Source organism: Streptomyces sp. NPDC059788 (assembly GCF_042732265.1).
Lineage (GTDB): Bacteria > Actinomycetota > Actinomycetes > Streptomycetales > Streptomycetaceae > Streptomyces.
The window spans coordinates 1-25,383 of the sequence record NZ_JBHWHY010000029.1 but is presented as its reverse complement, the minus strand read 5'-3'; the positions used below and the strand labels follow the sequence as shown (position 1 = coordinate 25,383).

Here is a 25,383-nt window from a genome sequence, read left to right as displayed (position 1 = left end):
CCGGACGGCCGCCGGGGCGGCCGGTGTTCACCGCGCGGCGGCTCCCGGCCGGCCCGCCGCCGTCAGCGCGCGGACCGCGGCGCGCGGGTCCCCGCCGGTCACCAGCGCCTCGCCGACCAGGACCGCGTCCGCCCCGGCCGCCGCGTACCCGGCGACGTCGGCGGGCCCGCGGACGCCCGACTCGGCGATCCGCACGGCGTGACCGGGCACGTGCGGGGCGAGCCGGGCGAACAGGGAGCGGTCCACCTCAAGGGTGCGCAGGTCCCGGCAGTTGATGCCGATCACTTCGGCGCCGGCGTCCGCCGCGCGCGCGATCTCCGGCGCGGAGTGCGCCTCCACGAGCGGCGTCAGCCCGATCTCCACGGCGGCGGCGACCAGTTCGGCCAGCCGGGGCTGCGGCAGGGCGGCGACGATCAGCAGCGCCAGGTCCGCGCCGTGCGCCCGCGCCTCCCAGAGCTGGTAGTCGGTGACGATGAAGTCCTTGCGCAGCACCGGGACGCGGACCCGGGCGCGTACGGCGTCCAGGTCCGCCAGGGAGCCGCCGAACCGGCGGCCCTCGGTCAGGACGCTGACCGCCGCCGCGCCGCCGTCCGCGTAGCCCGCGGCCAGTGCGGCGGGATCGGCGATCGCGGCCAGCTCACCCTTGGAGGGGCTGGCGCGCTTCACCTCGGCGATCACGCGCACTCCCCCGTCGCCGCGCAGCGCCCGTACGCCGTCCAGCGCGGGCGGCGCCGCCGCGGCGCGTTCCCGCAGCTCGTCGACGGGGACCGCCCGGCGGCGCTCGTCGAGGTCCGCGCGGACCCCGGCGATGATCTCTTCGAGCACGTTCACGGCACATCTCTCCCTGCGGCTTGGCGGGTCGGTCGGCTCGGAAGGGGGTGCGGCCCCGGCCGCCGGACGAGCCCGGACAGCCGCAGGATCAGGTCCTTGACCTCCGTGGCGCGGTAACGGCCGCGCTCCTCGGCGGGGTCGGAACACAGCAGTACCGGCCCGTCCTGCGCGGAGTCGGGCAGGCGGCCGTGGGTGCCGCGTACCAGCGTCGCGTCGAGCGGTACGTAGGCCAGTGGGGCGCGCATCCCGATCTTCTTGCGCAGTACGGCCAGGGCGGCGCGGCCGCGCACGTGGCTGATGGCCGGGTCGAAGAACAGCTCGGCCGGGTCGTAACCGGGTTTGCGGTGGATCTCCACGCCACGTGCGAAGTCCGGTGCCCGGTCGTCGTCCAGCCAGTAGTAGTACGTGAACCACGCGTCCGGCTCGGCAATGGCGACCAGTTCGCCGCTTCGCGCGTGGTCGATACCGAGGCCCGTCTGCCCGTCGCGGTCGAGCACGCGCTCCACGCCCGGCAGCCCGGCGAGCACGTCCCGCACCCGCGGCACGTCGGCCGGGTCCCGTACGTACACGTGGGCGGCCTGGTGGTCGGCGACGGCGAACGCCCGCGAGGTGTGCGGGTCCAGGTACTCCATGCCGCGCTGGGCGAAGACGCCCAGCAGCCCTTCCCGGCGCAGGGCCCGGTTGATGTCCACGGGCCGGCGGGCCGCGGTGATGCCGTACTCGCTCAGCGCCAGCACGGTCGTGCCGCGGTCGCGCAGTTCGCGCAGCAGCGGTCCGATCGCGGCGTCCGCCTGCCGGGCCGCCCGGATGGCTTCCGGCCCGTCGGGCCCGTAGCGCTGGAGGTCGTAGTCGAGGTGCGGGATGTAGACGAAGGCCAGGTCCGGGTCGGTGGTGCCGATGACGAGGCGGGCGGCGGAGGCCACCCACCGGGAGGAGGCGATGCCCGCGGCCGGGCCCCAGTAGCGGAACAGCGGGAACGGGCCCAGCGCGCCGGTGAGCGCGTCGCGCAGCCCGGCGGGCCGGGTGTAGCAGTCGGGCTCCTTGCGGCCGTCGTAGCGGTAGACCGGGCGCGGGGTCAGGACGGTGTCCACCTCGGCGCCCATCGCGTACCACCAGCACAGGTAGGCGGTGCGGTGCTCCGGTGCCAGCGCGCGGGCCGCGTGCCACACCTTCTCGCCGGACACCAGCCCGTTGTGCTGTCCCCAGAACTGCACCTCGGCGCGGTCGCGCGCGTACCAGCCGTTGCCCACGGCGCCGTGGCCGCGCGGCGCGAGCCCGGTGGTCAGCGTCGCCTGGACGGTGGAGGTCACGGCGGGGAAGACGGGGTCCAGCGCGGCGGTGAAGCCCTCCTCCCCGATGGCCCGCAGATGCGGCATGTGGGGCAGCAGCCGGGGGGTGACCCCGACGGTGCACAGCACCACCACGGGCGTGCGTCGGCTCATCCGGGCAGCTCCTTGAGGCCGTGGTGGACCAGCCTGCGGCGGGCCCAGCCGAGTTCGGCCGCGATGCCGTCGGCCAGCGCCTCGGGAGTGTCCGGGCGCCGGTCCTCGGGCAGTACGGACCAGGTGTACGTCTCGACCTCCACGTGGTCGGCGGCGGCCCGCTCGCCGCCGAACAGCTCCGCGAGCGCGGCGTCGAGGACCGGCGCGGTGCTGCGCAGCGGCGGCGCGGGCTCGGCGTGCAGCGGTACGTGGAAGTGCACCCGCCAGGGCGCGCGGCCGGGCAGCCGGCCCGGACGCAGGGCCTCGTCGAGGTCGTCGCAGCCCAGCGGGACGCCGTCCGGCACGGCTTCCCTGGTCTGGTGCAGGAAGCGCGGTTCGGCGAAGGCCGCGAGGGCCTCGGCCGCCGCCGGGTCGGCCGGGTCCGGCGCGTGCAGGGCGCTGGACGCCTGCACCTTGACCACGGGCAGTCCGGCTCGCGCGTACCGGGCCAGCACCTCCGCGGGCTCCTCGAAGGCGACGGCCGTGTGGCAGGTGTCGAGGCAGACGCCGAGCACCGAGGTGTCCAGTCCGGCGAGGTGCCGTACCGCTTCCTCGCTGCGCTCCACCACGCACCCGGGCTCGGGCTCGAAGCCCACCCGGACCGCCCGCCCGCGGGAGCGCGCGAGCCGGGCCAGGGAGGCGCCCAGTTCGTCGAGCCTGGCTGCGGCCGACGCCGCCCGCTCCGGGGTCCACCAGGTGCGCCAGCCGAGCGGCAGCGTGGAGACGCTGCCGCGGGCGGCGGTGTCGGGCAGCAGGCCGGACAGGATCACGGCGAGGTCGAGGGTGTGGTCGAGGCGGGCGGGGTGCGACCAGTCGGGCAGGTACACGTCGCGTTTGACGACGGGTGCGTGGAAGTCGCGGTACGGGAAGCCGTTGAGGGTGACGGCCTCCAGACCGCGGGCGTGCAGTTCGGCACGCAGCCCGGTGACCGCGGACGGGTCCTGGGCGAGCGCCGTGGCGACGGGCTGCGGGAGCCACAGGCCGAGGCCGAGGCGGTCGGCCGCCAGCCGCTCGCGTACGGGCACGGCGTAGCGGTCCAGCTGGGCCACGATGCCGGCGAGGTCACCGGCCGGGTGGACGTTGGTGCAGTACGCGAGGTGGACGACCGTGCCGTCCGGGTGCCGGAAGCGCATCGGCCGTCACCGGGGCCCGCGCTGCACGGAGTTGCCCTCGTAGAGCGCGGGCCCGTCCGGTACGCCTTCGGGCGGTGCCGTCCGCAGCCGCCCGCTCTGCCCGTAGAACGCCACCGGGTTGCGCCAGAGCACTTGGTCCACGTCGTCCTCGGTGAACCCCGCGGCGAGCATCGCCTCCCCGGCGGCCCGCGTCAGCAGCGGGTCGCTGTCGCCCCAGTCGGCGGCGGAGTTGACCAGCATCCGTTCGGTCCCGTACTCGCGCAGGACGGCGACCATGCGGGCGGGGTCCATCTTGGTGTCGGGGTAGAGGGAGAAGCCCATCCAGCAGCCGCTGCCGGCGACCTGCGCCACGGTCAGCTCGTTCAGGTGGTCCAGGACCACCAGGCCGGGGTCGATGCCGGAGGCGGCGACCAGCTCCAGCGACGCGGCGGTCCCGGCGGCCTTGTCCCGGTGCGGGGTGTGCACCAGCGCGGGCAGGCCCTCCGCGGCGGCCAGCTCCAGCTGCCGGGCGAAGGCCTTCTCCTCGGCCGCCGTCATCGCGTCGAAGCCGATCTCGCCGACCGCCACCACCGCGTCCTTCGCCAGGTAGCGGGGCAGCAGGTCCAGCACGCCCGCGCAGCGCGGGTCGTTGGCCTCCTTCGGGTTGAGCGCGATCGCGCAGTGGTGGGCGATGCCGAACCGCGCGGCGCGGAACGGCTCCCAGCCGAGCAGCCCGTCGAAGTAGTCGACGAAGCTGCCCACGGAGGTACGGGGCTGGCCGAGCCAGAAGGCGGGCTCGACCACACAGCGCACCCCGGCCGCGTGCATGGCGCGGTAGTCGTCGGTGGTCCGGGAGGTCATGTGGATGTGCGGGTCGAATATCCGCAACGTATTCAACTCCTGTCGCACGGCGCACTGTTGAAGGTAGCCGAAGCGGTCGTCGGATGGGGCCCGGCGGGCCGCGGACCGGCCAGGCGGCGCACCCCCGCGGGCACCGGCCGCCCCGCCGCGTCGCACTCGTCGGCGAGGGCGCGCAGCATTCGGGCCAGCTCCGCGTCGTGGCGGCGCGCCAGCCCGGCCACGGCCGTCAGCGGCACACCGGCCGACAGGCACTTGAGTACGGCGTGGCGCCACTCGTGCTGCGGGAGCCGGTGTGCCGCGTACGGGCCGACGGCCGCCGCCACCAGCCGGGCGTCGTGGGTGCGCAGGGCGTCCTCCACCAGGGGCACACCGCCGTCGCCGACGTCGAGCAGGGGCAGCGCCCTGAGGACGGCGCGGCGTTCACCGGCGTCGCCGTGCTGGTAGCAGGCGGTGAGCCGGGCGAGGAGTTCCCCGCCCCCGTACGGGAGGGCCAACAGCAGTACGGTGCGGGCGGCGTCGGCGACGGTCCACCCCTCGGCACCGGGCAGCGGGCCGTGACCGCAGTGCCGGGCGGCCCTGGGGAACAGCCCGTCCAGCGCCTCGGGGCCGGCGACGAGCCGCGCCTCGGCCGCGGCCAGCCAGGCCGCACCGGCCGGGTCGAGACAGGCGGCGAGCGCGGCACGGAGGTCTCCGGGGGCCGGGCCGGTGTCCGCCGGGCCGGTCTCCCCCGGGCCCGTCTCCGCCCGTCCGGCCATCGCCGCCGTCTCGTACGTCCCGCTCACGTCGGCGACACCCGCCGTCCCAGCCGCCGGGCGAGCGGCAGCACGGCGGCCAGCGCCGCGGCCGGGCCCACCGCTCCCGTACGCGCGGTCAGCGCGGCCTGCAACGGCACCATGGCGTGGATGCCCGCGGCCACCGCCGCCTGGAGGCGGCCCGGGGCCGGGTCGCGGGCCGCCGCCAGGAGGGCGGTCCCGAAACGGACGCCGTACCAGCCGGCCAGGGCGGCGCTCGCCTGCGCCGGCCGGCCGGTACGGACGTGGCCGCGGCGCGGGGGTATCGCCGCGGCCGTCGCAACGGCCGCCGAGGCGGCCAGTGTGGTCAGGGGAAGGGCCGGGCGGGACCCTTCGACCTCGCTGCGGCTGAGCCGGGTCACCGCGGCGGTGTGCGCGGTCAGCACCCCGGCGGCGGGCAGCGCGGCACGGACGCCGCGCCCGCCCGGGGCGGCGGTCGCGCCCACGAGCACGTCGAGTCCGCGGGCGCAGGCCATCGCCGCCGGGCCGTACGGCGTGGACTTCAGCCGCAGGTCGTACGCCCACACCAGGCCGGCCAGCGGCACGGCCGCGGCGAGGGAGCGCCGCCCGCCGGCCGCCGCGGTCACCGCGAGCCCGCCGGCGGTGCACACCACGGCGACGGCCAGCGCGGTTCCGGGGCTGATCCGGCCGGAGGGCACCGGCCGGTGCGAGCGTTCGTACGCGTCGGTCTCCCGGTCGGCGAAGTCGTTGAGGGCCATCCCGGCCCAGTACAGCCCGGCCGAGCCGACGGCGAGCGCGGCGACGGCCGGGTCCGGCCGGCGGCCCGCCGCCGCGGCACCGGCGATCACGTCGCCCGGCACGGTCAGCGCCGCGGGCGCCCGCACCAGTTCGGCCAGCGCCTTCCAGCCCGCCGCACGCGGGCCGGTGAGGGGAACCTGACGCACGCGGACGACCTCCTTCGGGAACCGGGGACGGCAGCCGCCCGCCGTCACCTCCGGATCATGGAACCCGCGGCTATGGGCGGCGCATCGCGCGGATATACGGCCGCTAACGCCCGCCGTCCGGCCGCCCGCGCTCCTGGCTCGTCCCGCACTCCTGGCGCGTCTCGCGTTCCGCCCGTTCCATCCGGTGGACGAGGTCGAGCAGTTCCAGCACCCGTCTGCGGCCCTCGCTCGACAGCTCGCCGGCGCGTAACGCCATCAGCCGTACGTCGCCGCTGCCGGCTTCCTCCCGCAGCCGGGCGCGCTCCGCCGCCAGCGCGGCCAGCTCCTGGCCGACCCGCCGGGCGACCGCGTCGTCCAGGAAGTAGGCGGCGGGCACGCCGAAGAAGTCGGCCAGCGCCTGGAGGTGCCTGAGGGTCGGGTTGGCGTTGCCGCTGCGGCGCAGCTGCCAGATGTAGCTCTGCGAGATCCGCACGCCCGTCTCTCTGATGGCGGCGGCGACGTGTTCGTTGCGGTACTCCGAGCCGTCCTCCGCACGGACGACCGAGAACAAATGATTGATCTTGTCGGCCAGAGTGCATTCCGCCCGCTGGATCATCGTGTCTCCCGCAATACGGTGATGGCGCCGGGATTCGGCGCGTTGTCCGGCGTAGGGTGGCCGCTGCCCATGAGCACGTCAACCACCGTGGCGCGCACGGCGTTTCGCGGCGCGCACCCGTCACCGGCGGGTGCGCCGCCACCGGAAACGATGGTTCAGGGACCCCCGAAAGACCCAGCTCAGGCCGTCACGGGCGGTCGTTAAGCCAGGCCTTAAAGACGATGCCGATGTCCGCGTCAGCCGCCGAATTCCCCTGGTGGACGCCGGGATTGGCGTGACTTGTGTTGCTTGACGCTCCCTCGGCGGCGCGGTTAGCGTCACGTCGCCCCGCCGGTCCAGCAGCGGGCCGGGCGCCGCACCGGCACCGTCCCGTACGGCCGGACAATCCACGAACCGCCAGGTCAGGCCGTACGCCACGCGCGGCTTCGACTCCCCGACACCACTACCGCGGAACCGGCCGGGAGCCCGGCCGGCCCACCACACCCCGGCCCGGACACGGGCCGCCGGGCCACGGAGCGCGGCGGCGGGCGACCGCGGCACCGGCCGCCCCGCCACCGCTTCTGATCCCTCACGGAGCCTTCATGCCCCACCAGCACACCGCGCCCTCCTTCGCCGTGATCCCCGGGTCCCGGATCGCCCAGGTCGTCGACGGCCGCAGCGCGGAGCTCGTACGGCTGATCGAGGACGCCTACCGCCTGCACGGCACGGGCGGCACCGTCAACCCGCCCTCGCACTTCCTGCGCTTCCCCGACCGGCCCACCGCGCGGATCATCGCGCTGCCCGCCTCGCTCGGCGGGGAGTCCGGCACCGACGGGCTGAAGTGGATCTCCAGCTTCCCGCAGAACGTGGCCGCCGGGCTGCCCCGCGCGTCCGCCGTCCTGATCCTCAACGACCCGCGGACCGGCTACCCGTACGCCTGCCTGGAGAGCTCCGTGATCAGCGCCGTGCGCACCGCGGCCTCCGCGGCGCTCGCCGCCGACCGGCTGAGCGCGGACCGCGAACGCCCGGCCCGGGTCGGCTTCTTCGGCGTCGGGCTGATCGCCCGGTACCTCCACCGCTTCCTGCGGGAGAGCGGCTGGAGCTTCGACGAGGTCGGTGTGCACGACCTGAGCGCCGAACACGCCAAGGGCTTCACCGACTATCTGCACCGGTACGGCGAGACCGGCCGCGTCACCGTCCACGACACGCCACAGGGCCTGATCCGCTCCTCGGACCTGGTCGTCTTCGCCACCGTCGCCGGCACGCCGCACGTGAGCGACCCCGGCTGGTTCGCCCACCACCCGCTGGTGCTGCACGTCTCGCTGCGCGACCTGTCGCCCGAGGTGGTGCTCGGCGCCACGAACATCGTCGACGACGTGGACCACTGCCTGCGCGCGGACACCTCACTGCACCTGGCGGAACAGCGCGTCGGGCACCGGGACTTCGTCCACGGCACGCTCCACGACGTCCTGACCGGCCGGTTGCGACCGCCCGCCGGGCGCCCGGTGGTCTTCTCCCCGTTCGGGCTGGGCGCGCTGGACCTCGCGGTCGGCAAGCACGTGTACGACACCGTGCGGGCCGCGGGCGACCTGCTGGTCATCGACGACTTCTTCCACGAGATGCGCCGCTACGGCTGACGCAGCCCAGGACGGACACGCCGCAAGGCGGGAGGTTCCATGCCGATCATCTCGGCCCCCCAAGAGTTCAACGAGGAAGACCTGTACGTCGACCTCGCCACCCTGCTCGGCAGCCCCCTCTACCTCAAGTGCGAGGGCTTCAACTTCACCGGCTCGGTCAAGCAGAAGGCCGCCGTCGCCATGGTCGAGGCCGCCGAGCGGTCCGGGCTGCTCACCCCCGGATCGGTGCTGGTGGAGTCGTCGTCCGGCAACCTGGGCGTGGCGCTGAGCGTCATCGCCGCCGCCAAGGGCTACCGGTTCGTGTGCGTCACCGACTCCCGGTGCAACCTGGCCTCCAAACGCCTGATGGAGGCGTTCGGCACCACCGTGCACACGGTCACCGAACCGGCCCGCGAAGGAGGTTTCCTGGCCGCCCGGCTGGCGCTGGTGCGCAAGCTGTGCGAGGAGGACCCGCGCTGCGTCTGGCTCAACCAGTACACGAACGAGGCGAACTGGCGGGCCCACCACCGCCACACCGCGCCCGCCATCGCCCGCGCCTTCCCCGGCCTGGACGTGCTGTTCGTCGGCGCCGGCACCACCGGCACGCTGATGGGCTGCGCCCGCTGGTTCAAGGAACACCGCCCCGGGGTGCGCGTCGTGGCCGTGGACAGCGTCGGATCGGTGGCGTTCGGCCACCCGCCCGCCCCGCGCATGATCCCCGGCCTGGGCACCGGCATCCGCCCGCCGCTGCTGGACGAGGACTTCGTCGACGACGTGGTGCTCGTACCGGAGAGCGACACCGTACGGATGTGCCACCGGCTGGCGGGCCGCGGCTTCCTGTTCGGCGGCTCCACCGGAACCGTCGTCAGCGGCGCCTCCCGCTGGCTGGCCGCACAGGACGGCGGCGCGGCACCGACCGCCGTGGCCATCGCGCCCGACCTGGGCGAGCGCTACCTCGACACCGTCTACCACGCCAACTGGGTGCAGGACATCTACGGCACCACCCCTCTCGAACTCGGCATCCCGGCCGGTCCGGCGGGCGACACCCGCGTCCTGGCGCCCACGTCCCCGTCGAACTCCTGAGGAGGCGGCCGCGGCGCCCGCCCGCCAGGGAGGCCGGGTCGGGCGCCGGCCGGAGCGCGGCGCCCACGGCGCGCGCAGTAGGGTCCTCCTCCATGAGCGAACCGGACTTCCTGCTGGACACCCGGGTGTCCTACGACGCCCTGGCCGACGACTACGTGGCATTCGCCCGGGACGAACTGGCCCACAAACCGCTGGACCGGGGCATGCTCGCCGGGTTCGCCGACCTGGTGCGGGCCGGGGGCGGCGGCCCGGTGGCCGAGATCGGGTGCGGCACCGGCCGGGTGACCGCGCACCTGGCCGGCCTCGGCCTCTCCGTCTTCGGCGTCGACCTCTCGCCGGGGATGCTCGCGGTGGCCCGCCGCGAGTATCCGGAGCTGCGCTTCGACGAGGGCTCCATGCTGGCCCTCGACATGCCCGACGACAGCCTCGCCGGCATCGTGGCCTGGTACTCGACCATTCACATTCCTCTCGGACAGCTCCCGCAGGTCTTCGTCGAGTTCCACCGCGTCCTCGTGCCCGGCGGCCATCTGCTGACCGCCTTCCAGGTGGGCGACGAACCCCTGCGCCTGGAGGAGGCCTTCGGACGTCGCATCTCACTCGACTTCCACCGACGGCAGCCGGACCAGCTCGCCGCGCTCCTGGACGGGGCAGGCCTGCCCGTACGCGCCCGCCTGGTACGCGAACCCGACACCGGCCGGTTCGCCGAACGGACCCCGCAGGCCTTCCTCATGGCCCGGAAACCGGCCGGCGACAGCCCGTCGTAGCGCCCCGGCCGTCGCCGCCGGCCCCCCGCGGGCCTCCGCCTCCGCGACGGCGGCCGACAGGCCGACCGTCCTGACCCGAGCCGGTCGAGAGCCGGCCGTGCGCTGCGAAGATCGCCGATCTGGAGCCCGGCGCCACGTACGCCCTCCCGCTCCGGCTGCGCTTCTCCGCCGCCGCGCCGCAGACGCGGATTCTGCTGACCGTGGAGTAGAGCCGACGGAGCACCACGGGGCTCACGGCAGCCCCCCGGCGGCGAACTCCCGCTCGCCCCGCGACGCCGCCACCAGCGCCGCCGTGAAGGGGTGACCGGGCGCGGCGAGGACCCGGCGGGCGGGGCCCTGTTCGACGGTGTCGCCCGCGTCCAGGACGAGGATGTGGTCGGCGCGGGCCGCCGTCGTGAGGTCGTGGGTGATCCACACCAGGGCCAGGTCCGGCTGTTCCCGCAGCAGCCGGTCGAGTACGGCCAGGATGCCGCGCCGGGTGACCGCGTCCAGGCCCGAGGTGATCTCGTCGCAGACCAGGACGCGGGGGCGGGCGAGCAGGGCGCGCGCGAGCGCCGCGCGCTGGAGTTCGCCGCCGGAGAGCCGGCCGGGACGGCTGTCGGCGTGCTGTTCGCCGAGCCCGACCTCCGCGAGCAGCGCCGCTGCCTCCCGTGCCGCGTCCGCGGGGGCGGCTCCGCGCAGGCGGACCGCCGTGCGCGCCAGTTGCGCCAGCACCGTGCGGTGTTCGTCGAACGACGCCTGCGCGTCCTGGAACACGTACTGAACCGCCGCCAGTTGTGCGGGGGTGCGGTCGCGCAGGCTGCGCGGCAGCGGCACGCCGTCGAGGCGGACCTCGCCCTCGTAGGTGCGGTGCAGCCCCGCCAGGCACCGGCCGAGCGTCGTCTTGCCGCTGCCGGAGCGTCCGACGACCGCGACGCGCCGTCCGGGCCGGACATGGAGGGAGACGTCGCGCAGCACGTCCACGGTGCGACGCCCGGCGGAGCGGGGCCGGGAGGTGGTGTGGCTGCCGTGGTGGTGTGCGGTGAGGTTCCGCACCTCCAGGAGGGGGGCGGCGGAGGCGGGTGCGGGGACCGACTCCGCGTCGGGGGCCGGGCGGCCGTTGGTCCCGGTGGGCCCCGTGGCCCCCGTACCGTCCTCCTCCCCCGGCGCGAACAGCTCGCGCGTCCACGGGTGCCGGGGCGCCGTCACCACCTGCTCCACGGGCCCCGCCTCGACCACCCGCCCGTCCTTCAGGACGACGACTTCGTGGGCCAATCGGCGCACCACGTCCAGGTCGTGGCTCAGCAGCAGGACGCCGATGCCCTGCCGGACGACCGACTCCAGTTCCGCGACGATGCGGCGCTTGGTGAGGGCGTCCTGCCCGGTGGTCGGCTCGTCGGCGACCACGACGCGCGCGCCCAGCAGCAGGGCCTGGGCGAGCACGAAGCGCTGCTGCTGGCCGCCGGAGAGCTGGTGCGGATAGCGGCGCAGCAGCTCCGTGGGGTCGTCGAGCTGGGCGCGGGAGAGCGCGTCGACGACGCGGGCCTCGGCGGCGCGGGGCCGTTCGCGGCGCGGCAGGTGGCGTACCTGGGTGCGGGCGATGTCGGTCAGCAGGGCCCCGGCGCGGCGTGCGGGGTTGAGGACCGCCGCCGGGTGCTGCGGTACGTGGCCGACCAGGCCGTCCGCGACGGTCACCGTGCCCAGGACCCGGGCGCCCGGCGGGTACGCGCCGAGCAGGGCCAGGCCGGTCGTGGTCTTGCCGCTGCCGGAGGCGCCGACCAGCGCGGTGACCCGGCCCGCCCTGACCCGCAGGCGTACGCCGTCGACGACGGCCCGGCCGCCGACCTCCACCCGCAGGTCCTCGACTTCGGCGACGACGTTCGCTGCCGCGCTCATGGGCGGCCCTCCTCGGTGTCGTGCAGTGCGGCGTCGACCGTCAGGTTCGCGCCCATCGACAGCGCCACGATCAGCAGCGCCGGTACCACCACGGCCCACGGCTGCACGAACAGCCCGGTCCGGTTGCGGTCGACCATGACGGCCCAGTCCGGCGCGTCCGGTTCGACGCCCACGCCCAGGAACGCGGCGGTGGCGACGAGGTAGAGCACGCCGGTCAGCCGGACGCCCGCGTCGGCGGCGAAGGTGCGCAGCGCCGACCGGCCGACGTAGCCGACCGCTGTACGCCACCAGGTCTCGCCCTGCATCCGCAGCGCTTCGACGGCCGGGCGGGCGGCCGCTTCCGAGGCGGCGGCGCGGACGATGCGGGCCGCGTCCGGGATGTTGACCAGCGCCACCAGCAGCGCGAGCCCCGGAGGGCCCGGTGTGAAGACGGCGGCGACCAGCAGGATCAGCAGGAGCGACGGAATCGCGAGCAGGACGTCCAGCGGGCGCATCAGCAGGTCTTCGAGCCACCCGCGGTGGGTGAGGGCGGCGGCCAGTCCCAGCGGGACGGCGACGGCGTACGCGAGGGCGGTGGCGGCCAGCGCGACGAGCACCACCGACTGCCCGCCGAGCAGGATCTGCCGCCCCACGTCGCGGCCGACGAAGTCGGTACCGAGCCAGTGGCCGCCGCCGAGGGTGAAGGACGCGGTGCGCGGGCCCGGTTCACCGGCGAGGAGCGGTCCGAGGAGGGCGAGCAGGAGCGGCACTCCGGCGATCAGCAGTCCGGCGCGTCCCGGCCACCGCCTCGTTCCGCCCGCCGTGCGCGGGGTCTTCGGCATCAGGCCGCCACCCCCGCCCGTGGCGCGAGCCGGCGGGCGACGAGGTCGGCGCCGAGGTTGAGGACGACGGCGATGACGCCGAAGACGACGGCCAGCCCCTGCACCACCGGGATGTCGCGTTCGGCGACCGCGTTCATCAGGACGGTGCCCAGGCCCGGGATGACGAACAGCGCCTCGACGACGATCACCCCGCACAACAGCCAGTCGACGGTGCGGGCGAGTTGCTGGGCGGCGGGCGCGAGGGCGTTCGGCAGGGCGTGCGCGTACCGGACGCGCGCGGGGGACAGTCCGTAGCGGGCCGCCTGCCGGGCGTACGGGGCGCGCAGCGCGTCGATCATGCCGGCCCGTACCAGGCGGCTGATCGAGCACACCGGCCGGGAGAGCAGGACGAGGACGGGCAGGACGAGGACGGCGGGCTGGGCGAGCAGGTCGCCGCCGGAGCCGACGGCGGTCGGCGGGAGCCAGCCCAGGCGCAGCGCGAAGAGGGTGACCAGGAGCACGCCGAGGGCGAACTCCGGTACGGCGTAGACGGCGAGGGTCAGGGAGCTGACGATCCGGTCGGCGCGGGAGCCCTCGCGGCGCGCGGCCAGCACCCCGAGCCCGACCCCGGCCGGCACGAGCAGCACCACGGTGACGGCGGCGAGCAGCAGGGTGGGCCCGAAGCCGTCGGCGAGGTAGGCCGTGACGGGGCGGCCGGAGGCGAGCGAGGTGCCGAGGTCGCCGTGCAGCAGCCCGAGCGCCCAGCCGGCGAACCGTTCGGCGGCCGGGCGGTCCAGTCCCAGTTCGGTACGGATGGCCGCGATGCGGGCGGGGTCGGGCTGGTCGCCCGCCAGGGCGACGGCGGCGTCCCCGGGCAGCGCCTCGGTGAGCGCGAAGACCAGCACCACGACGGCGGCGGTCTGCGCGACACCGAGCAGCAGCCGGCGCGCCGTCCAGGAGCGCAGCACGGCCGGTACGGCGCCGGCCGCGGACCGCCGGGGCGGCGCGGTGAGTGCCGTCACGCCAGCCACACCTTGTCGAAGCGGGCCCAGTCGAGGGTGTTGGCGGGCGCTTCGTGCGCGACACCGTGCACGCGGCGGGAGGTGCCGACGATCCAGTCCGCGAAGCCCCACACCAGGAAGCCGCCCTCGGCGTGCAGGCGGCGCTGCATCCGCCCGTACACCGCCGCGCGTTCCTTCTTGTCCTGGGTGGACTGGGCCTGCTGGTACAGGGCGTCGAAGTCCTTGTGGTGCCACTTGGTGGCGTTGGTCGTCGAGCCGGTCAGCAGCCGCTGGGAGATGTGCGACTCGATGGGCATGGCGCCGGAGCGGTAGCAGCACAGGGTGCCGGAGTCGAGGATGTCGCTCCAGTAGCTGTCCTTGCTGCCGGACCTGACCTGGACGCGCACGCCCGCCTTGGCGGCCTGGTCGCGGAAGATGCCGGCCGCCTCGGTGAACCCGGCGGCGACGGGCGAGGTGTCGAGGGTGATCCGCAGATCCTCGGCGCCGGCCTGCTTGAGGAGGTGGCGGGCCCGGTCGAGGTCCTGGTGGCGCTGCGGCAGGTCCCCTGCGTAGTACTCGTACCCCTTCCCGAACAGGTCGTTGCCGATCTCGCCCGCCCCGGACAGGGCGCCGTCGACCAGTTCCCCGCGGTCGGCGACGAGGAAGAGCGCCTCGCGGACCCGCTTGTCGTCGAAGGGGGCGCGGTCGGTCTTCATCGCGAAGGACTGCATGGCGCTGTTGCGCAGCCGTACGATCTCGATCTGGCCCTTGCCCTCGTGGGCGCGCGCCGTGGTGGGGTTGAGTTCGTGTGCGTACTCGACCTGCCCGCCGAGCAGCGCGTTGATGCGGGCGGACTCCTCGTTGGCGACGACGAACTCCAGCTCGTCCAGGTGCGGGGCGCCGTCCCAGTAGGCGTCGTTGCGCTTGACGACGCAGGAGCGGCCCGGCGCGAAGGAGACGAAGCGGAACGGGCCGGAGCCGACGGGCGCGGCGAAGTCCGCGGTGGTGGTGCCCTTCGGGATGATGTACGCGCCGAACGCGGCGAGGACGTTGGGGAATTCGGCGGTGGGGCGCTTGAGCCGGAACTCGACGACGTCCGGGGACACCGCCCGGCTGGCGGCGAGGTCGATGGGCTCCAGGGACGCCTTCGCGCGGTACGCCTTCTTCGGGTCGGCTATGCGGCGGAAGCTGTAGAGGACGTCTTCGGCGGTGACCGGCCTGCCGTCGTGGAAGGACGCCTTGCGCAGGGTGATCCGCCAGCGGTCGAGGGCGTCGTCGGGCTCCCACTTGGCGGCCAGGCGGGGGCGGGCGGCCATGTCGGTGCCGCAGTCGACCAGCTTGTCGTAGAGGGCCTTGGCGCGCGCGGCGTCGGCGAAGAGGTTGCCCAGGTGCGGGTCGAGGGTCTCGGAGGCGCCGCCCCCGGCGAAGGCGGCGCGCAGCCGGCCGCCGCGCCGGGGGCGGCCACCACCGGCGTCCGACGGGCCGGGGGCGGCCCCGCAGCCGGCCAGGACGAGGCCGGTCGCGGCCGTGACGCCCGCGGCCCGGGCGAGGAAGCCGCGCCGTCGCAGGCCGGGGTGATCGTCGGGTGCCCGGTCGGAGAGAGGGAGTTCGGTCATGGTGGGTCTCGCCTCGTGGTGTGTGGGTGGGTGGACAGGAAGGCGGGGCGGGATTCGGGGGCTGTAGTCCGGGGCGTTCAGCGGTCGGCCAGGCGGGCCACGAGGTGCAGCCGGTCGCCGTCGGCAGCACCGTCCGGGGCAGCGGCCGGGCCGGGCTGCCAGGGCGGTTCCGTACGGGGGCCGGGCCCGTCGTGCAGTCCCAGCACCGTGAAGCCGTGCGCGGCCAGCGCGTACCTCAGTTCCTGCGGGAACAGCAGCCGCCAGGCGGAGTGCTGTTCGACGGGCGGCGTGCCGCCTTCCGCGCTCCACACCCGCCGTCTGCGCAGCAGTTGGGCGGCCCGGTCCACGGTGAGTGTCGTGACGGACCGGTAGACGGTGCCTTCCCACGCGAAGCCGCGGATCGCCGGCGCATCGAGCAGTTCCGTACGGCCGAGGAAGAACGCGCCGTTGCGCATCTCCGCGACCAGCAGTCCGCCGGGCGTCAGCGCGCGGCGGCAGGAGTCGAGGAAGCCGTCCAGTTCGTCGTTGGTGTGGCAGTAGAGCAGCGCGCTGTCCAGACAGACGACGGCGTCGAACGGCCGCGGCCCGAGATCCTCAAGGCGGAACCGGCGCAGGTCGGCGCACTCGTATCGCGGTCCGGGGTGATGGGTACGGGCGTACGCCAGCATCGCGTCCGACAGGTCGGCGCCGACGACCGTACGGCCGGTGGCGTGCAGGTGTGCGGCGTCCCGTCCGGTGCCGCAGCCGATGTCGAGCACGCGCGGCCCGGCGCCGTGCGCGCGCAGCACGTCCTCGGCCCAGCGGGCGGCGAGCCGTTCCGGGTCGGGGAAGCGTGCCTCGTAGAGCGCGGGGTTGTCGGTCAGCAGGTTGCGGGCGGCGGTCTCGTTCACGCCGTCACCGCCACGGCCCGTACGGGCAGCGCCCGCAGCCGGTGCAGCCAGCCGACGCCCGCCGCCGAGAGAAGGCCGAAGGCGAGGCAGCACGCCCAGGGCAGCCACGCGGCGCCGCCGTGCGCGCCCGCGTCCATGGCCCAGCCCACGACGGTGTTGCCGACGGCGGCGGCGATGCCGGAGACGACGTAGAAGATCCCGAAGTAGGTTCCGGTCAGTTCGGCGCGGCCGAACTCCGGTATCAGCTCCATGACGAACGGCTGGGCGACCATGACGCCGACGTACAGGAGCAGCGCCCCGGCGAGCACCGGTACGAGGCCCAGCGCGGCCCGCCCCGTGCCGCCCCCCGCGGACATCCCGGCGACCGCCATCGGCGGCACGAACGCCACGCCCATCAGCGCCAGCCCGGCCGCGACCCAGCGCGCCCTGGTCCCGCGCTCCTTGAGGGAGCGGGTGATGCGCATCTGGAGGGTGAGGTTGGCCAGCGTGCCGACGAGGAAGACGATGCCCGCCGCGCCGTCCCAGCCGGTGGCCCGCCGGGCGCCGTCCGGGAGCAGCAGATAGAGCTGGTTCTCCATGGTGAACATGCCGACCATGGCGAGGGAGAACGCCAGGAACGCCCGGTTGGCGAGGACCTCCCGCCAGTCGCCGAGCACGCTGCCCTTGGAGGCGGGCACCTCGCGGGCGGGCAGCACGGCGGCCTGGGCGGCGGTGAGCAGGGCGAAGATCGCGGCGGCGGTGAGGGCGGAGGCGCGGAAGTCGACGAGCAGCAGGGCGCTGCCGATCAGCGGCCCGACCAGGGCGCCGGTCGTCGCGAAGATGTTGAACAGGGCGAACGCCTCGGCCTTGCGGTCACCGGCCTCCGCTGCCAGATACGCCCGCACGGCCGGGTTGAACAGGGCCCCGGCCAGCCCGCTGAGTATGGAGGCGGCCAGCAGCACCGGCAGCCCGTCGCCGAGCGCGAACAGCGCGAAGCCGACGGTGCGCAGCGCACAGCCCGCGATGATCACGCCGCGGGCGCCGAGCCGGTCGGCGGCCGAGCCGCCGAGGATGAACAGACCCTGCTGGCTGAGGTTGCGTACGCCCAGCACGATGCCGACCACGGCGGCGGACATCCCCAGGTCCTCGCCGAGGTGGGTGGCGAGGTACGGGATGAGCAGGTAGAAGCCGATGTTCACGCCGAGCTGGTTGACCAGCAGGAGCCGGATGGCGAGCGGGAAGGCCCGCATCTCACTCCACGTCTTCACGGTGGTGCCTTTCCTTCTGCGCTGCGAGCTGTGCTGCGGGAGGTGTCGCGGGCCGTGCCGCGGCCTGTGCCGCGACGGGGCCGGGCGCGGCGTGCCGGTCGTACGGGGCCGGCGCCCGCGGGATGACCGGCCGGACGCCCAGCCCCGCGCCCGACCCGGCCCGTACGGTCCCGTCGGTGCCGCCGATGCCGGTCCACGGGTCGTGCGCGAGCAGCAGGTGCCCGTCGAGGTCGACCCAGCGGGCCCGGTCGGCGAGGTGTACGGCGGGGGCGATGCCGAGGGTGCCCGCGGTGAGGCAGCCGAGCATCAGCCCGGTGCCGCTGCCCGCGACCAGCTCCTCGATGCGCAGCGCCGCGTGCACGCCGCCGCACTTGGCGAGCTTGACGTTGACGCCCTGCACCCGTCCGGCCAGCCGCTCGACGTCCGCGAGGCCGACGGCGTCCTCGTCGGCGACGACCGGCAGCGGCGAACGCGCCGCGAGCCGGGCGAGCGCCTCGGGGTCGCCCGGTGCGGTGGGCTGTTCGACGGCCTCGACGCCGAGTTCGGCGAAGCGCGGCAGCAGCCGCCGGGCCAGCTCCGGCGTCCAGGCGCCGTTGGGGTCGAGCAGCAGCGCCGCCGTGGGGGCGGCGTCCCGTACGGCCCGTACGCGGGCGAGGTCGTCCTCGGGGTCCGCCGTACCGGCCTTGATCTTGATGACGCGGAAGCCGCTGCCGGCCAGGCAGCGGGCCTGCGTACGGGCCCGCTCCGCGGACACGATGCCGATGGTGCGGGCGGTGGCGGCGACGGGCCGCCGCGCGGTGCCGAGCAGCCGGTGCACCGGCTGTCCGGCCCGCTTGCCCACGAGGTCCAGGAGCGCCGACTCGACGGCCGCGGTGACGGCGGGCGGCGTGCCCGGCGCGGGCAGTTCGCTCGCACGCAGGGCGTCCAGTGCGCTCTCCGGGCCGGCGAAACGGCCGAGTTCCGTGCCTGCGCCGGCCAGCAGCCGCCGCAGGGTGTCGGTGTCGAGCCCGTAGTACACGCTGGTGACGGCCTCGCCGTGGCCGCGCGTCCCCCCGTGCTCCACGGTGATCCAGACGGCGTTCCGCTCGTGCATCACCGCCCGGGATATCCGCAGGGGTTCGGCGAGCCGGAGGCGTACGACGCGCAGGGTGACGTTCACGCGGCGCCCTCCCGGCCGACCGGCGCGACCGGTCCGGCCGCTCCGGCCGCTCCGGCCACCGCGGCCTTCGGGTCGACGACGGTGGTGCACCGGGCCCAGCCGACAGCCTCTGCCGCCGTGGGGTGCGGGATCTCCACCGGGCGGGTGGCGACGGCCCGTCCGTCCAGCCCGTGGGCGGCGGCGAAGTCCTCGTCGTAGACGGTGCCGAGGTAGCGGTGCAGTCCGTCGGGGAAGACGGTGGCGACGACGGCGCCGGGGTGCACGCGGGCCGCCCAGGCGGAGACCAGGGCGACGGCGCCGGTGCTCCAGCCGCCGCTGACGAAGCTGCCGCGGGCCAGCCGCCGGCAGGCGTCGGCGGCCTCGGCGGGCCCCACCCAGTGCACCTCGTCGAAGGCCGCGTAGGCGACGTTGCGCGGGTGGATGCTGCTGCCGAGGCCGCGCATCAGCCGGGGCCGGGCGGGCTGCCCGAAGATGGTCGAGCCGGTGGCGTCCACGCCGATGAGGCGCAGCGCGGGCCAGTGGCGGCGCAGCGGACCGATGATGCCGGCGCTGTGGCCGCCGGTGCCGACGCTGCACACCAGGACGTCGAGGTGGTCCAGCGCGGCGGCCATCTCGGCGGCGAGCGAGGCGTAACCGGCGGCGTTGTCGGGGTTGTTGTACTGGTCGGGCCAGTACGCGTGCGGCAGCAGGGCACGCAGTTCGCGCAGCCGGGCGAGCCGGGCGGCCTGCCAGCCGCCTTCCGGCGCGGGCCGGTCGACGATCTCCAGCCGCGCGCCGTAGGCCCGCAGCAACTGCCGCATGGCCGGTTCCAGTTCACTGTCGCAGACCAGGACCACGTCGTGGCCGAGCGCCTGCCCCGCGAAGGCCAGGCCGACGCCGAGGGTGCCGGACGTGGACTCCACGACGGGCGCGCCGGGCCGCAGTTCGCCGCGCTCGCGGGCGCCGAGCAGCATGGACACGGCGGCCCGCGCCTTCATGCCGCCCGCGCCGAGCCCTTCCAGCTTGGCCCAGAAGCCCGGGTGCGGGCAGGGCAGGTCGCCGGTGACGCGGGCCAGCGGCGTACGGCCGACGAGGGCGAGCAGTTCGCGGTTGGCGGCGGGTGTGCCGAGGACGGTGGCGGTCATCGGGCGCCTCCTTGTTCCAGCAGGGCGTAGCCGTCGTCGCCGGTGTAGCGGTGGACGACGCCCGGCCCGCCGTCGAGCCAGAAGAACGGGTACGGCTCGGCGCACACGGCGCTCACCCCCGCGCCCAGCAGGCGCGGCAGCACGGCGCTTCCGGTCTGGGCGAACATCACCAGCGGCTTCCCGTGCCGCGCGCAGTGGGCGCGCAGCGGTTCGAAGGTGCCGTTGCCCAGCGTCATGCCGGAGGCCAGTACCGCGTCGCAGCCGTCCAGTTCGGCGAGCGCGTCGGTGCGCACCGGCTCGCCCCACTCCGTGCGCCCGCCCTTGAGGTCGCACGGCACACAGACCAGGCCGCGGGCGCGCAGCGCCTCCAGCAGCGAGTTGACGACACCGACGACCAGGACGGTACGGCCGGGCGCGGCGGCCAGCAGCCCGGCCACGCCCCGGGCGCGGGCCCGGGACTTGGCGAGCGAGTTCCCGGCGGGCAGCTCCCAGGGCTGCGCGCCGTTCTCGGGCGTGTGCGGCAGGGCGTGCATGATGTACGCGTCCAGGGCGGCGACCCGTACCGGCGCCAGCGGGTGGCCGAGCAGCGTGGCGACGTCGGCGCCCACGCAGTCGTCGATCGCGGCGGCGGGCAGCGCGCCGGGTTCGACGGCGCAGGAGCCCACCGCGCTGCCCAGCCGCAGGCTGAGCACTTCGTTGCGGTAGCCGCCGCTGCGCCCTTCGTGCCGTACGGCCTGGCTGGTGGTGAAGGCCACCGCGATCTTCCGCGTACGGGGGTCGGGCCCCAGCTCCCCGGCCCGTACGCGGCGTACGAGGTCCGGGTAGTCGGCCGCCGCGGGCCGTGCGGCGCTCCGGTGCGGCGCCCCCTGTCCCACCGGGCTCATCGCTCGTCCACCACCCGCGGACACAGGCCGGCCAGCAGTTCCTCGACGCGGGCGCGCGCACCGGCCCCTTCGCCGTCGCCGGCCATGACGTGGCCCAGGTATCCGTTGTTGCTGCCGGTCTCCTTGACGGCCTTGCCGGGCGCGGCGAGCTGCACCTCCAGCACGCCGGGCCGTCCCTCGATCCCCCCGGCTCCCGTGATGTCCTCCAGCACCCCTGTGCGTCCGGGCACCAGGAAGCCGATGGCCGCGCTGCGCAGTCCGGTCTCGCGCGGCGCGAGGTCCGGTTCGCGGCCGAGCGCCACCTCGACGAAGGCGGCGGCCAGGTCGACGCCGGTGACGTGGCGGACCAGCTCGGTGATGCGGTTGCCGGCGGGCCGCGGGTTGACCTCGACGACGCGCGGCCCGTCCGCGGTGAGCTTGATCTCGGTGTGCGCGACGCACTGGTCGAGCCCGAGCGCCGTGAGGGCGGCGCACGCGGTCTCCGTCGCCGCTTTTGCGTCGGCGGCGGTGAGCGCGGCAGGGAACATGTGCCCCGTCTCGACGAACGCCGGGGCGCCGCCCACGCTCTTGTCGGTCACCCCGACCACGCGCACCGTACCCCCGTACGACACGGTCTCGACGCTGACTTCCGGCCCGTCGAGCAGTTCCTCCAGCAGCACCACCGGCGCCCGCAGCTGCCCGCGCGCGTTGACCGGGAACCCGGCGAGCGCGCGGTGGGCCCGCGCCAGCTCCGCCTCGTCGTCCACCCGCCGTACGAACATCCCGGCGCACAGGTCCACCGGCTTGAGCACGAGCGGGAAGCCGATCTCCCGCGCCGCCTCGGCGGTCCGCGCCCAGTCGGCGCAGACGGCGAACCGCGGGCCCGGCACCCCGGCGGCTTCCAGGGCGCGGCGGGTGGCGTCCTTGCGGCAGGCGGCCGCCACGGCCGCCGGCGCGGGCCCCGGCAGGCCGAGGTGCGCGGCGATGCCCGCCACGGCGGGCAGGTAGTAGTCGCACGAGCTGAGGACGCCGTCGAAGCCCATCGCGGCGTGCAGACGGCCCGCGTACGGCAGCAGGGCCTCGGTGTCGTTGGTGTCGGTGGTGAGGACGTTGCGGGCCGCCAGCAGCGGGTGGGCGGTGCCCTCGGGGGCGGCCCGCAGGTAGTGGTGCAGGTCGCGGGTGAGGAAGGTGAAGTCGTGTCCGGCCTCGCGAAGGGCACGGGGCAGCAGCCTGCCCATCGACCCGACCCAGCTCTCGACCATCAGCAGATGCGCCACAACTCTCCTTCTGCGCAGGCGGTTTCGCTTCCGGGCACGCCGCGGGGGACCCCGGGGGGCCGCGGCGCGGTGTTGACCGAACGCGATGCTAACCGTAATGATTTTCATTGTCACCTCGTGGGCCCGTCTTTTCCCCGCCCACGGCGCGACCGCCCGCGCCCCCACGCCCGTCCGCGCCCTCCCCTCCTCACGAACGGCGAGCCCATGCCCCCTCCCGCCCGGCGACGCACCGCGCTGCTCTGCGCCCTCCTGACCGGCACCGTCCCGCTCACCACCGCCACGGCCGCCGAACCCCGGCCCGGCGCCGCCACCCCCGCCCCGCGCTTCGGCGCCTGCCCGGACTCCGTCCCCGCGCCGCCCGCACCGGACCGCGTCGAATGCGGCACGGTGAGCGTGCCGCTGGACCACACCCGCCCGGACGGCGAGCACATACGGATAGCCGTCTCCCGCGTCCGCGCCACGGGGACACCCGCCGAGCGGCGCGGGGTCCTGCTGGTCAACCCCGGCGGACCGGGCGGCTCCGGCCTCCCGTACGCCGTCACCAAGCGCGCCAAACTCCCGGCAGCCGTACGCCGCGCCTACGACGTCATCGGCTTCGACCCGCGCGGCACGGGGCACAGCGCACCCGCCGGCTGCGGCCCGATGGGCGGGCTCTTCGACGCCCCGGGACCCGGCTCCCCGCCGCTCGACCCCGTACCGCACGACCGCCCCGGCGAACGTGCCTACCTGGACTCCCAGCGCAGGCTGGCCGCCGACTGCGCGAAGGGCACCGGCGCCGCCCTCCCCCACCTCTCCACCACCGAGACCGCACACGACATGGACGCCGTCCGCGCCGCGCTCGGCGAGCGGCGCATCAGCTACCTCGGCGTCTCGTACGGCACCTACCTGGGCGCGGCCTACGCCGCCCGGTTCCCGCACCACGTCGACAAGTTGGTGCTGGACAGCGCGGTCGGCCCGGAGGACTGGCACGCCTTCGACGTACGGCAGGCCCACGCCCTGCTGCGCCGGCGAGACGTGCTCTTCGACTGGCTGGCGCGGCACGCCGCCCGCTTCCGGCTCGGCACCACCCGGCACGACGTCCGCGCCGCCTACGAGCGCACGCGCGACGGCCTCACGGCCCACCCCGTGTCCGGCTACGGCGCCGCCGCGTTCGACCGGACCGTCTACCGCACCCTGGGCCGCACCGAACGCTGGACCGCCTTCGGCGACGGGCTGCGCGCCTACCTGGACGACGGTGTGGTCGGCCGGCTCCGCCCCGCCGCGCCCTTCGACGGCCCCGAGTCACGTACGTACGAGGCCGCCAACCGCGCCGTGAAGTGCGCCGACGGGCCGGGCCCCACGCCGGGCCGGGTGCTCGCCGACATCCGGCGGCTGCGGCACCGGGACCCGCGGCCCGTACTGACCGGCCTGGAGGCGGCGGCCTGCGCGTACTGGCACCACCGCCCCGCACGGCGCACCCCGCTCGGCAGCCCCGAAGCGCCCCCGGCGCTGCTGGTGTCCTCCGCGCACGACCCCGTGACCCCGATCGCCGGTGCGCGGGCCCTCGGCCGCGCCCTCCCCGGATCGCGGCTCGTCACCCTGCACCACGACTACTCGCACGGAGTCTTTGCCAGCCGCGGCAACCGTTGCGTGGACAGCACGGTCGGCGCCTACCTCGTCGGCGGCACCGTCCCGGCCGGCGACGTGCACTGCGACGGCCCCGGCCTGCCCGAGCCGTCCCCGCAGGCGTGAACCTGCGCTCAGCCCGCCACGGAGACCTCCGGGGGAAGCACCTCCGTAACGTCCTGCCCGCCCAGGAGTTGCTGTTCGAAGAAGCCGCCCACGCACGCCCGGGTGATCTCGACACCGCGGCCACCGGGCAGCGAGCCGAGCGCGAAGGCGTAGTCCTCCGCGTCGGTGAACTCCCGGTAGCCGAGGGGGCCGGCCAGGGCGTCGAGATCGGTGGGGGACGCGTGTCCGCCGCCGGACACCGACAGATGGAGCCGCGGCCCGCGCAGCCCGCTCCACAGCCGCTCCCTGGCCCGCGTCTCCTCCGGGAACTCCGGGTCGTCCGGGGTGAACTGGCACAGCAGGAACGGCCGCTCCAGGCCGGTGCGCAGGACCTCCCCGTACGGAGTGCCGTCGAGGTTCGCCCCGGCCGTGAAGCCCGCGTCGAGCCGCATGGCCTCGGCGGCTGCCGCGCCGCCCAGCGAGTGGCCCACCACACCGGCCCGCGACGGGTCGAGCAGGGCGTGCCACCAGAACCCGGACCGGGACAGCCGGGCGCGGGCGAAGCGGAGGTCGGCGGCCCGGACCTCCAGGTAGCGGCCGGCGAGGTCGGCGGTGTCGCCGTCCGCGAGTCCGTCCGGTTCGCGGTACGGCACGATCCGGCCGTCCGGGAACTCCACGCCGATCGCGTCCGAGGGATGGTCCAGGGCCGCCACCAGGAATCCACGGCTCGCGAGGTCCTCGCCGAGCGCGGTCAGGGCGGCGCGGTGCTGCGCGTGGCCGGACGAGAGCAGGACGAGCGGGCAGCCGCGCGCGTCCGGCGCGGGCGGCGCGTCCGCGGCGCCGTACACGGTGATCCCGGCCGCCGTGCCGCGCGGCAGCCCGGAGCGGCCCGGCTCCTCCTCCCACGAGTCGACGACCAGGGCGGACATCGCGGCGGAGACGTACCGGCCCGGACCGTCACCGGCCCCTGCCTCCGCCGGATACCACAACTGCGCCATCAGTTCACGGGACCGGCCGGTCCTGAAGGGGTCCTCCCGATCGTCGTCGACGAGGTGGGCGGTATGCACGCCCACGGCGTGGCGGCCGGTGGGCCGGGGCAGTTCCAGAAGCGGTACGGTGCGCCGTGAGGACCGCGGTTCATCGGCGGCCCGGTCCTCGTCACACGTCTCCACCATGCTGCCGCCGCCCTCTCCTCGTCTCCACCGGCAGCACATCCGACCACGCCCGGCAGCCTCGTCGCACCGGATTTTCCCGGCACCACGGCCCCGCCCGCCGGGGCCGTGCCGGTGGATTTTCCGGGAGGGCCGGAATGCGCGGCGATCCTTCTTCGGCAGTCGGACGGCGGCGCCCACCATGGGGGGACGACGCGGGCGGCAGCCCGCCCGGCCGCGCAGGCGCAGGCCGGTCCGTACCCACGCAGGAGCCAGCATGATCTTCATCGTCGTCAAGTTCACCGTCCGGCCCGAGCACCAGGACTCGTGGCTGTCGCTGGTGGACGACTTCACGCAGGCCACCCGGCAGGAGCCGGGCAACCTGTTCTTCGAGTGGTCGACCAGCGTCGACGACCCGCGCCAGTTCGTCCTGGTCGAGGGCTTCGCCGACCGCGAGGCCGGCGACAGGCACGTCAACTCCGAGCACTTCCGCAAGGGCCTGGAGGCGATGGCCGGCGCGATCGCCACCACCCCCCAGATCATCAGCGACGAGATCGCGGCCGAGGGCTGGTCCCCCATGGGCGAGCTGTCGCCGCGCGAGGCCTGAGCCCCCGACAACACCGACGCCGGCAGGCCCGGCTCCGCCGTACCG

At 75.4% G+C, this 25,383-nt stretch carries 23 protein-coding genes; 5 read left to right on the top strand and 18 right to left on the bottom strand.

Translation table 11 applies throughout. The features are described from left to right. Nucleotides 1-27: 27 nt before the first annotated feature. The 7 genes from trpC to ACFV57_RS24810 form a co-directional block, all read right to left on the bottom strand. Nucleotides 28-831: an indole-3-glycerol phosphate synthase TrpC gene (gene trpC / locus ACFV57_RS24840; RefSeq protein WP_385236312.1), complete on the bottom strand. Its 804-nt coding sequence runs from the start codon at nucleotides 829-831 to the stop codon at nucleotides 28-30. Then, nucleotides 828-2,273 carry an alkaline phosphatase family protein gene (locus tag ACFV57_RS24835; protein WP_385236309.1) on the bottom strand — a complete coding sequence of 482 codons (1,446 nt, stop codon included), beginning with the start codon at nucleotides 2,271-2,273 and terminating at the stop codon, nucleotides 828-830. The genes trpC and ACFV57_RS24835 overlap by 4 nt, the downstream gene beginning before the upstream one ends. Continuing rightward, nucleotides 2,270-3,445, bottom strand: coding sequence for a metabolite traffic protein EboE (gene eboE, locus ACFV57_RS24830; RefSeq protein ID WP_385236306.1), 1,176 nt, complete (start codon nucleotides 3,443-3,445; stop codon nucleotides 2,270-2,272). Before eboE ends, ACFV57_RS24835 begins: the two co-directional genes overlap by 4 nt. 6 nt (nucleotides 3,446-3,451) lie before the next feature. Then, the gene (locus ACFV57_RS24825) at nucleotides 3,452-4,312 is read right to left on the bottom strand and encodes a TatD family hydrolase (protein WP_385236303.1); all 861 of its coding nucleotides are present in this window, start codon (nucleotides 4,310-4,312) and stop codon (nucleotides 3,452-3,454) included. Between the two features lie 5 nt (nucleotides 4,313-4,317). Continuing rightward, complete coding sequence (locus ACFV57_RS24820) at nucleotides 4,318-5,067, bottom strand: EboA domain-containing protein (protein ID WP_385236300.1); 750 nt, start codon at nucleotides 5,065-5,067, stop codon at nucleotides 4,318-4,320. Further along, a complete protein-coding gene (locus ACFV57_RS24815) occupies nucleotides 5,064-5,981 on the bottom strand; it encodes an SCO3242 family prenyltransferase (protein ID WP_385236297.1) in 918 nt (305 codons plus the stop codon). The genes ACFV57_RS24820 and ACFV57_RS24815 overlap by 4 nt, the downstream gene beginning before the upstream one ends. 103 nt (nucleotides 5,982-6,084) lie before the next feature. Next, a complete protein-coding gene (locus ACFV57_RS24810; RefSeq protein WP_385236294.1) occupies nucleotides 6,085-6,576 on the bottom strand; it encodes a helix-turn-helix domain-containing protein in 492 nt (163 codons plus the stop codon). 581 nt (nucleotides 6,577-7,157) lie between these two features. Between ACFV57_RS24810 and sbnB the strand changes: the two genes are divergently transcribed. From sbnB to ACFV57_RS24795, 3 genes are all read left to right on the top strand, one after another. After that, nucleotides 7,158-8,192: a 2,3-diaminopropionate biosynthesis protein SbnB gene (sbnB, locus tag ACFV57_RS24805; protein ID WP_385236291.1), complete on the top strand. Its 1,035-nt coding sequence runs from the start codon at nucleotides 7,158-7,160 to the stop codon at nucleotides 8,190-8,192. Between the two features lie 39 nt (nucleotides 8,193-8,231). After that, a complete protein-coding gene (gene sbnA, locus ACFV57_RS24800) occupies nucleotides 8,232-9,254 on the top strand; it encodes a 2,3-diaminopropionate biosynthesis protein SbnA (protein WP_385236287.1) in 1,023 nt (340 codons plus the stop codon). Between the two features lie 92 nt (nucleotides 9,255-9,346). Further along, the gene (locus tag ACFV57_RS24795; protein WP_385236284.1) at nucleotides 9,347-10,018 is read left to right on the top strand and encodes a class I SAM-dependent DNA methyltransferase; all 672 of its coding nucleotides are present in this window, start codon (nucleotides 9,347-9,349) and stop codon (nucleotides 10,016-10,018) included. Nucleotides 10,019-10,249: 231 nt separating this feature from the next. Here the strand turns inward: ACFV57_RS24795 and ACFV57_RS24790 are convergent, their stop codons facing one another. The 10 genes from ACFV57_RS24790 to ACFV57_RS24745 form a co-directional block, all read right to left on the bottom strand. Continuing rightward, on the bottom strand, nucleotides 10,250-11,893 hold the full coding sequence (locus ACFV57_RS24790; RefSeq protein WP_385236281.1) for an ABC transporter ATP-binding protein: 1,644 nt from the start codon (nucleotides 11,891-11,893) through the stop codon (nucleotides 10,250-10,252). Beyond that, entirely contained in the window at nucleotides 11,890-12,714 is an 825-nt protein-coding gene (locus ACFV57_RS24785) for an ABC transporter permease (RefSeq protein ID WP_385236278.1), read from the bottom strand. Before ACFV57_RS24785 ends, ACFV57_RS24790 begins: the two co-directional genes overlap by 4 nt. Then, the gene (locus tag ACFV57_RS24780) at nucleotides 12,714-13,715 is read right to left on the bottom strand and encodes an ABC transporter permease (RefSeq protein WP_385236275.1); all 1,002 of its coding nucleotides are present in this window, start codon (nucleotides 13,713-13,715) and stop codon (nucleotides 12,714-12,716) included. Before ACFV57_RS24780 ends, ACFV57_RS24785 begins: the two co-directional genes overlap by 1 nt. Next, complete coding sequence (locus ACFV57_RS24775; RefSeq protein ID WP_385236272.1) at nucleotides 13,712-15,310, bottom strand: ABC transporter substrate-binding protein; 1,599 nt, start codon at nucleotides 15,308-15,310, stop codon at nucleotides 13,712-13,714. The genes ACFV57_RS24780 and ACFV57_RS24775 overlap by 4 nt, the downstream gene beginning before the upstream one ends. A gap of 77 nt (nucleotides 15,311-15,387) precedes the next feature. Beyond that, nucleotides 15,388-16,200, bottom strand: coding sequence for a class I SAM-dependent DNA methyltransferase (locus tag ACFV57_RS24770; protein ID WP_385236270.1), 813 nt, complete (start codon nucleotides 16,198-16,200; stop codon nucleotides 15,388-15,390). Next, complete coding sequence (locus ACFV57_RS24765) at nucleotides 16,197-17,447, bottom strand: MFS transporter (RefSeq protein ID WP_385236267.1); 1,251 nt, start codon at nucleotides 17,445-17,447, stop codon at nucleotides 16,197-16,199. The genes ACFV57_RS24770 and ACFV57_RS24765 overlap by 4 nt, the downstream gene beginning before the upstream one ends. Beyond that, entirely contained in the window at nucleotides 17,431-18,606 is a 1,176-nt protein-coding gene (locus ACFV57_RS24760) for a dipeptide epimerase (RefSeq protein ID WP_385236264.1), read from the bottom strand. Before ACFV57_RS24760 ends, ACFV57_RS24765 begins: the two co-directional genes overlap by 17 nt. Beyond that, nucleotides 18,603-19,730 carry a PLP-dependent cysteine synthase family protein gene (locus ACFV57_RS24755; RefSeq protein WP_385236261.1) on the bottom strand — a complete coding sequence of 376 codons (1,128 nt, stop codon included), beginning with the start codon at nucleotides 19,728-19,730 and terminating at the stop codon, nucleotides 18,603-18,605. The genes ACFV57_RS24760 and ACFV57_RS24755 overlap by 4 nt, the downstream gene beginning before the upstream one ends. Continuing rightward, the gene (locus tag ACFV57_RS24750; protein WP_385236258.1) at nucleotides 19,727-20,614 is read right to left on the bottom strand and encodes a Rossmann-like domain-containing protein; all 888 of its coding nucleotides are present in this window, start codon (nucleotides 20,612-20,614) and stop codon (nucleotides 19,727-19,729) included. The genes ACFV57_RS24755 and ACFV57_RS24750 overlap by 4 nt, the downstream gene beginning before the upstream one ends. Then, entirely contained in the window at nucleotides 20,611-21,870 is a 1,260-nt protein-coding gene (locus tag ACFV57_RS24745) for an ATP-grasp domain-containing protein (RefSeq protein ID WP_385236255.1), read from the bottom strand. Before ACFV57_RS24745 ends, ACFV57_RS24750 begins: the two co-directional genes overlap by 4 nt. Nucleotides 21,871-22,074: 204 nt before the next feature. On the opposite strand from ACFV57_RS24745, the gene ACFV57_RS24740 reads away from it, so the two are divergent. After that, complete coding sequence (locus ACFV57_RS24740; protein WP_385236252.1) at nucleotides 22,075-23,601, top strand: alpha/beta fold hydrolase; 1,527 nt, start codon at nucleotides 22,075-22,077, stop codon at nucleotides 23,599-23,601. An 8-nt stretch (nucleotides 23,602-23,609) separates the two neighbouring features. Here the strand turns inward: ACFV57_RS24740 and ACFV57_RS24735 are convergent, their stop codons facing one another. Then, the gene (locus ACFV57_RS24735; RefSeq protein ID WP_385236249.1) at nucleotides 23,610-24,755 is read right to left on the bottom strand and encodes a hypothetical protein; all 1,146 of its coding nucleotides are present in this window, start codon (nucleotides 24,753-24,755) and stop codon (nucleotides 23,610-23,612) included. 253 nt (nucleotides 24,756-25,008) lie between these two features. On the opposite strand from ACFV57_RS24735, the gene ACFV57_RS24730 reads away from it, so the two are divergent. Then, nucleotides 25,009-25,338 (top strand): putative quinol monooxygenase, encoded by a 330-nt coding sequence (locus ACFV57_RS24730; RefSeq protein WP_385236246.1) that lies wholly within the window; start codon nucleotides 25,009-25,011, stop codon nucleotides 25,336-25,338. The last annotated feature ends 45 nt before the right edge of the window (nucleotides 25,339-25,383 follow it).

Excerpts from the sequence above, each read along its gene's own strand:
- ACFV57_RS24835 (WP_385236309.1), bottom strand. The coding sequence starts at position 2,273 with ATGAGCCGACGCACGCCCGTGGTGGTGCTGTGCACCGTCGGGGTCACC.
- eboE (WP_385236306.1), bottom strand. The coding sequence starts at position 3,445 with ATGCGCTTCCGGCACCCGGACGGCACGGTCGTCCACCTCGCGTACTGC.
- ACFV57_RS24810 (WP_385236294.1), bottom strand. The coding sequence starts at position 6,576 with ATGATCCAGCGGGCGGAATGCACTCTGGCCGACAAGATCAATCATTTG.
- sbnB (WP_385236291.1), top strand. The coding sequence starts at position 7,158 with ATGCCCCACCAGCACACCGCGCCCTCCTTCGCCGTGATCCCCGGGTCC.
- sbnA (WP_385236287.1), top strand. The coding sequence starts at position 8,232 with ATGCCGATCATCTCGGCCCCCCAAGAGTTCAACGAGGAAGACCTGTAC.
- ACFV57_RS24795 (WP_385236284.1), top strand. The coding sequence starts at position 9,347 with ATGAGCGAACCGGACTTCCTGCTGGACACCCGGGTGTCCTACGACGCC.
- ACFV57_RS24790 (WP_385236281.1), bottom strand. The coding sequence starts at position 11,893 with ATGAGCGCGGCAGCGAACGTCGTCGCCGAAGTCGAGGACCTGCGGGTG.
- ACFV57_RS24785 (WP_385236278.1), bottom strand. The coding sequence starts at position 12,714 with ATGCCGAAGACCCCGCGCACGGCGGGCGGAACGAGGCGGTGGCCGGGA.
- ACFV57_RS24775 (WP_385236272.1), bottom strand. The coding sequence starts at position 15,310 with ATGACCGAACTCCCTCTCTCCGACCGGGCACCCGACGATCACCCCGGC.
- ACFV57_RS24755 (WP_385236261.1), bottom strand. The coding sequence starts at position 19,730 with ATGACCGCCACCGTCCTCGGCACACCCGCCGCCAACCGCGAACTGCTC.
- ACFV57_RS24750 (WP_385236258.1), bottom strand. The coding sequence starts at position 20,614 with ATGAGCCCGGTGGGACAGGGGGCGCCGCACCGGAGCGCCGCACGGCCC.
- ACFV57_RS24740 (WP_385236252.1), top strand. The coding sequence starts at position 22,075 with ATGCCCCCTCCCGCCCGGCGACGCACCGCGCTGCTCTGCGCCCTCCTG.
- ACFV57_RS24735 (WP_385236249.1), bottom strand. The coding sequence starts at position 24,755 with ATGGTGGAGACGTGTGACGAGGACCGGGCCGCCGATGAACCGCGGTCC.
- ACFV57_RS24730 (WP_385236246.1), top strand. The coding sequence starts at position 25,009 with ATGATCTTCATCGTCGTCAAGTTCACCGTCCGGCCCGAGCACCAGGAC.